This is a genomic window from uncultured Amphritea sp. (genome assembly GCF_937127095.1).
Taxonomy (GTDB): Bacteria; Pseudomonadota; Gammaproteobacteria; order Pseudomonadales; family Balneatricaceae; genus Amphritea.
Window position 1 is genome coordinate 1 of sequence record NZ_CAKZLP010000073.1, and the last position, 5,200, is coordinate 5,200.

Annotated in this window: 3 protein-coding genes and 1 pseudogene; all 4 read left to right on the forward strand. The window is 54.8% G+C overall.

Annotated elements, in window-relative coordinates:
• Window positions 1–173 precede the first annotated feature (173 nt).
• A complete protein-coding gene (locus tag Q0499_RS18550; RefSeq protein WP_299202620.1) occupies window positions 174–2,375 on the forward strand; it encodes a primosomal protein N' in 2,202 nt (733 codons plus the stop codon).
• Window positions 2,376–2,552: 177 nt separating this feature from the next.
• A complete protein-coding gene (gene argS, locus Q0499_RS18555) occupies window positions 2,553–4,238 on the forward strand; it encodes an arginine--tRNA ligase (RefSeq protein WP_299202623.1) in 1,686 nt (561 codons plus the stop codon).
• 13 nt (window positions 4,239–4,251) lie between these two features.
• Entirely contained in the window at window positions 4,252–4,962 is a 711-nt protein-coding gene (locus Q0499_RS18560) for an SPOR domain-containing protein (protein WP_299202626.1), read from the forward strand.
• Window positions 4,963–5,063: 101 nt separating this feature from the next.
• A pseudogene (locus tag Q0499_RS18565) lies at window positions 5,064–5,200 on the forward strand (HslU--HslV peptidase proteolytic subunit); the annotation flags it as partial.

The following is a 5,200-nucleotide window of genomic DNA, read 5'->3' on the forward strand; positions in this document are numbered from 1 at the left end:
CTTGCCGGGCACCGCATGCAGGCAATTAAGCCTATAGGATTAAGGCCGGGCATTATACGCACAGTTTTCACCCTCAGCAAGCATTTATACAGCCGGATAATAACCGCTGGTTAACAGCGAAATCAAAAAGACATACACTGTGGCAACTGTCCCTGATGTGAGCCTCTCCTGCTATGCCTTACCTTCGTCTGGCCATACCCTCTCCGCTACGCCGGCTGTTCGATTACCTGCCACCGCAAGCGTGCGAACCCGCGACACTGATACCCGGCGTGCGGGTACAGGTTCCGTTTGGACGCAGAGAGGTTACCGGCATTCTGATCGAAGTTTCAGAGAGCACAGAGGTTCCACTGGATAAACTGAAACCCGCAATCGCAGTGCTCGACACGACACCACCGATGCCGGCAACCATTTTAAAGCTGGCCCGCTGGGCCGGTAACTACTACCAGCACCCACTCGGTGATGCGCTAAGCCAGGCGCTGCCGGTTCTGCTGCGTAAGGGCGAGCCCTGTGAGTATGCCCACCAGCACCTGTGGCGGGCAACCGCTGACGCCGATATCGCGCAATTGGGCAAAACCGCTGCACGCCAGCGGGAACTGTTGTTACTGCTTCAGGAACACCCCAGAGGCATCAGTGAAGATGCAATACGCGCAGAGGGCGGGCAAACCTCGCTGTTGAAAAAACTGATCGAGAAAGACCTCGCCGAATCCTTTATTCACAAACCCAACGCGGATCATCACAGCGACCAGCCTCTCCATGAAGTACCGCTGACACTCAACAACGAGCAACAACAGGCGGTCTCTGCAATAACCGCAGCGAAGGGCTTCAAACCCTTTTTACTACAGGGAGTCACCGGCTCCGGAAAAACTGAAGTCTATCTCCAGGCCATAGAGCATTTTATTCGCCAGGGTAAGCAGGCCCTGATACTGGTGCCAGAGATAGGCCTGACGCCGCAGACCGTTGCCCGTTTCAAAGCGCGTTTCAATCTGCCGGTCATGGTACTGCACTCAAATCTGACCGACCGTCAGCGACTCGATGTCTGGCTACAAGCCAGGGAGGGGGTTGCCCGCATTATTATCGGCACCCGCTCAGCCATCTTCACGCCATTGCTAAATCCCGGCATCATCTTTATCGATGAAGAACACGACACCTCCTTTAAGCAGCAGGACGGGTTTCGTTATAACGCCCGCGACCTCGCGATTATGCGCGGCAACTTTGAGCAGATCCCGGTAGTACTGGGTACCGCGACCCCCGCCATCGAAAGCCTGTACAACGCTCAACAGGGGCGTTATCAGTGGTTGAAACTGAATCAGCGTGCCGGCAATGCCCTTCCACCCAGATTTGAACTGCTAGACATTCGCCAGCTGCCCCTCGAGGACGGCTTATCCACGCCGCTAATCCAACAGATCAAAAGTCATCTGCAGCAAGGCACTCAGGTGCTGATATTTCTTAACCGCAGAGGCTTTGCCCCGACACTGATGTGCCACGATTGCGGCTGGCTGGCCGATTGCCGCCGCTGCGATGCGCATATGACCCTGCACCGCAAACCGTATCATCTGCACTGCCACCACTGTGATAGCCAGCGCCCCGTGCCGGTCAACTGTGATCACTGCGGCAGCACAGAACTCAAACCGGTCGGTGCAGGCACTGAACGCACCGAAGAGGCGTTACAGAAGCTGTTTCCCGAGTTTCCGGTTATCCGGGTCGACCGGGACACCACCCAGCGTAAAAACGCCATGCAACAGATTATGGACCGGGTACATCAGGGACTACCCTGCATCCTCATCGGCACGCAGATGCTGGCAAAAGGACACCACTTCCCTAAAGTCACACTGGTGGCCATTCTGAATGCCGACAGCGGCCTGTTCAGCGCAGACTTCAGAGGTATGGAGCGCACCGCTCAGCTGATTCTTCAGGTGGCCGGACGGGCTGGCAGATCCGATCATCCGGGCAAAGTGGTGATGCAGACTCACCATGCCGACCACCCGACGATCACCAGCCTGGTCAGCGAAGGTTATCAGGCATTTGCCGAACAGGAACTCAGCCAGCGGATCGCCGCACAGCTTCCTCCTTCGATGTATTGTGCGATGTTCAGGGCTGAAGCCAGCCATCAGGGGATGGCAGAGCGCTTCCTGCGCAAACTCAGAACGCTGCTGGAGGAGGATATTCTCCAGCCTCAGGGGGTGCAATGGATCGGACCACTGCCCTCGCCGATGGAGAAACGTGCCGGTCTGTTTCGCGCTCAGCTGGTACTACAGAGTCGTGATCGCAAAGCTCTGCATCAGCAACTGCAAAGCCTTATCAGTACAGTCGAAAGCGACCCGGATGCGCGTAAAGTGCGCTGGTCGGTGGATGTCGATCCGGTGGATATGTTTTAGCCAGAAATAACCGCCACGGGGGTTAACAAAGGTCGGTCGAAAAGGGATAATACGCGGTCTTTTCTACAGACAACTGCGTAGTCGGCTGAATTTATATAATTTTTTTTTATACTTTCACCCGCGATAAACCTGCGTACTTGAGTCTGGCCCCTGAATTTAACCCGGTATCTTTTGAGCATGAAACAACATATTGCGGACCTGATTAGTACTGCCCTGACCTCGCTGATCGATGACGGCATATTGCCTGCCGACACCCAGCCTACAATCATGGTAGAAAACACCCGCGACAAGTCTCACGGAGACTTTGCCTCAAACATTGCTCTGACACTGGCTAAAGCCGCTAAAACCAACCCCCGCGAGCTATCACAAAAGATCTGCAACGCGCTGCCCGCCTCTGATAATGTCGACAAAACAGAGATCGCCGGCCCCGGTTTTATTAACTTCTTTGTCAGCGATGCCTCTACCGGCAACCTGATCAGAACCATTTTGCAGCAAAAGAATAACTACGGTCGCAACAACGACGGGGCTGGCAAAAAGGTGCAGATTGAATTCGTCTCTGCCAACCCGACCGGACCTCTGCATATTGGTCACGGTCGCGGTGCAGCGGTCGGTGACTGCCTCAGCCGTCTGATGGAAGCAACCGGCTGGGATGTCACCCGCGAGTTTTATTACAACGATGCAGGGGCGCAGATCAACAATCTGGCACTCTCCGTTCAGGCCCGCTGTAAAGGGCTAACGCCGGAAGATCCGAGCTGGCCTGCCGATGGCTATCGTGGCGATTATATTACTGAGCTGGCGGAAAGCTTTATGCAGGGCGACACCGTCGTCTCAGCAGATCAGCGCTTCACCGGCACCAAAGATGCCGACGATCTTGAAGCGATACGCCACTTTGCGGTCGCCTACCTGCGCCATGAACAGGATCTTGACCTGAAAGCCTTTGGTGTCGATTTCGATATCTATTTCCTCGAATCATCTTTGTACACCGAAGGCAAAGTGGAAGAGGCGGTAGAAGCGCTGATCAAAAATGGCTACACCTACGAAGAGGGTGGCGCACTGTGGCTGCGCACCACCGATTTTGGTGATGACAAAGACAGGGTAATGCGCAAGACCGATGGCGGCTACACCTACTTTGTGCCCGATGTTGCTTACCATATGAACAAGTGGGAGCGCGGCTTCGACACTGTCATCAATGAGCAAGGCGCCGATCACCACAGCACCATCACCCGTGTCCGCGCGGGCCTGCAGGCACTCAACGCCGGCATCCCTAAAGGCTGGCCGGACTATGTACTGCACCAGATGGCGACCGTTATGCGCGGTGGTGAAGAGGTTAAGATTTCCAAGCGGGCGGGCAGCTACCTGACCCTGCGCGATCTGATCGATGAAGTGGGCCGCGATGCTACCCGCTTCTTCCTCGCAGCCCGCAAATCCGACAGCCATCTGAACTTTGATATCGATCTGGCGCGTTCGGAGTCAGCTGACAACCCGGTTTACTATATTCAGTATGCCCACGCCCGGGTCTGCTCCATCTTCCGCAAACTGGCAGAGAACAACCTGCAATGGGATGAAGCAACCGGCCAGAATGCCCTGAGCCGACTGGAACTGGAATCAGAGAAGCATCTGACTATCAAACTGGGACGCTATCCGGAAGTGGTGAAGCGTGCCGCTGATGTACGTGAACCTCACCTGATCGCCACCTACCTGTATGAACTGGCCAGCGATTTCCACACCTATTACAACTCAGAGAAAACCCTGGTTGATGATACCGATCTGCGCAACGCCCGCCTGACACTGGCGGAAGCGGTGCGACAGGTGCTGGCTAATGGCCTGGATCTCATGGGTGTTACCGCTCCAGAGCTGATGTAAGAAGGCAAAACAGATGGCGCGCAAAGATTACGCAAAGAAACGCAACAGTGGAACGGCAGCCAGCCGCATGACCCGCAGCAACACGCGGGCTAGCGCACCGGTTAAAAAACCGTTCCCACTGATACGCTCTGTTATCAGCGTGATCATCCTCGTCGGCTTTGGTTTCACCTTGTGGCAACTAACCACGGTGAAACCAGACAACAGCGCCAGCGACAAAACAACGCCAGCGGCGAACCCACCTGCTGCAAAAGAGAGCACCAAATCTGCCGCAAAGCCGGTAGCTAAAGCGACAACAAAACCTGAGCCTGCAGCAGCAAAAGCGGTCAAACCGGACGCTAAGGCAGAAACCAGGGCCACAGTTAAATCTGCCATACCGGTCGAGGAGCAGTCTGAGCGTTTTGATTTCTATCAGATTCTGCCTGAAAGCGAAGTCGATACGGCCAATGTTGAGCCCTACAAATCGACTCCCAAGGATGCAAAATCGGAACATACCTATGTTATCCAGGCAGGCTCTTTCAAAAGTCAGCCGGATGCGGAACAGTTGCGGGCACGCCTGATTCTGGAAGGCTTGCCCAATGTCAAAACCAACCGGGTAACCAACGCCAATGGCAGCATCTGGTATCAGGTACTCTGCGGACCGTTCGACAACCGCTCAATGCTCAGCAAGGCAGAAGACCGCCTGGTCAGGATGAGAATCCAGCCATTAGTCCGGCAGATCGACTAAATCCTTGCGTCATCGGATCTTCATAACCTTGAAATAACCCACTGCGATCCCATATCTATACTCATTGAAAATTGAGTACACCTATTCGGGAAAACACACCCATGACCACAATTGTTTCAGTACGTCGCGGCGACCAGGTGGTTGTCGGCGGTGACGGCCAGGTTTCTCTTGGTAACACCGTAATGAAAGGCACTGCCCGCAAAGTCCGCCGTCTGGCAAAACACGATGTTATCACCGG

Bases quoted from the DNA above. Each gene is read 5' to 3' on its own strand.
- Q0499_RS18550 (WP_299202620.1), top strand. From the start codon at position 174: ATGCCTTACCTTCGTCTGGCCATACCCTCTCCGCTACGCCGGCTGTTC.
- argS (WP_299202623.1), top strand. From the start codon at position 2,553: ATGAAACAACATATTGCGGACCTGATTAGTACTGCCCTGACCTCGCTG.
- Q0499_RS18560 (WP_299202626.1), top strand. From the start codon at position 4,252: ATGGCGCGCAAAGATTACGCAAAGAAACGCAACAGTGGAACGGCAGCC.